Source organism: Oleiphilus sp. HI0061, from assembly GCF_001635675.1.
The window spans coordinates 1-638 of the sequence record NZ_LWFE01000511.1 but is presented as its reverse complement, the minus strand read 5'-3'; the positions used below and the strand labels follow the sequence as shown (position 1 = coordinate 638).

The following is a 638-nucleotide window of genomic DNA, read 5'->3' as shown; positions in this document are numbered from 1 at the left end:
TGCGTGTAGTGATAGCAACAATTCACAAAAAAATGATTATGAGCTTTCAGAAAGCTTTAAAGTTACCTATTTATCCGAGATGGCTCAAGTTGGTAAATCCAACCTAAAAATCGAAATTACCGATTTGGATGGCACCCCTATGGAAGGGCTTTCTCCTACCTTAAGCCCACTAATGGAAATGTCTACACATAACCATAGCACGCCTTATGGCTCTTTCACCGAAAGTGACGAAGCAGGAATCTATAACGCGACAATCTACTACCTCATGGCATCAGGCCCTGAGATGGGTACTTGGTACCTTGATATAGGTTTACCTTATGATGAAAGCGTTACCTTTCAGCCAGATGTAATGATGGCAATGGGAGAGACAGCCCGCGCTAATCTAAAGAGCCAAACTGATACTATTGCAAATATGATGGGCGGAGAAGAAAAACGCACCTACATTCTATTCAATGATGGCCTATCAGATGGAGATAGCGGTCATGACTTCAGTGTTTTTATCACTACCAAGGAAAGCATGATGAGCTTTCCGGCAATTAGCGCTGGGCAAATACTCAATGCAGACTCCGACTATGAGCTTACGATCTCTAGCATCACCGTAGCAATGTCAACAGACCCAAGTGATGGTGACAGCTGGG

The 638-nt window shown here is 43.6% G+C and carries 1 protein-coding gene; it reads left to right on the top strand.

Translation table 11 applies throughout. The features are described 5' to 3' along the window. On the top strand, positions 1-638 hold a 638-nt coding region (locus tag A3735_RS30425), incomplete at both ends, for a hypothetical protein (protein WP_197485720.1).